1 rRNA gene is annotated in these 527 nt (G+C 52.2%); it reads left to right on the forward strand.

Annotated features, from left to right (window positions below):
• A 16S ribosomal RNA gene (locus E3E36_RS12960) occupies positions 1-527 on the forward strand; the annotation flags it as partial.

The raw sequence follows: 527 nt of genomic DNA on the forward strand, positions 1-527 counted from the left end.
CATTGCGGAATAGTCTCGTCGGCAGCGTCAGATGTGTATAAGAGACAGCCTACGGGGGGCTGCAGCCGAGAATCTTCGACAATGGGCGAAAGCCTGATCGAGCGATACCGCGTGGTGGATGAAGTGCTTCGGCACGTAAACATCTTTTATGAGGGAAGAAGTTTATTGACGTTACCTCATGAATAAGGGGCTCCTAACTCTGTGCCAGCAGGAGCGGTAATACAGAGGCCCCAAGCATTACCCGGAATCACTGGGCGTAAAGGGTGTCTAGGCGGCACTATTAGTCTTTCGTTAAATCTGCGGGCTTAACCTGCAGTCTGCGAGAGAAACGGTAGTGCTCGAGGGCGTAAGAGGTGCACGGAACTCATGGAGTAGGGGTGAAATCCGTTGATATCATGGGGAACACCAAAAGCGAAGGCAATTCACTGGCGCATTCCTGACACTGAAACACGAAAGCGTGGGTAGCGAACGGGATTAGATACCCCGGTAGTCCTGTCTCTTATACACATCTCCGAGCCCACGAGACA

It is taken from the genome of Thermococcus sp. M36 (genome assembly GCF_012027355.1).
In the GTDB taxonomy this organism is placed as follows: domain Archaea; phylum Methanobacteriota_B; class Thermococci; order Thermococcales; family Thermococcaceae; genus Thermococcus.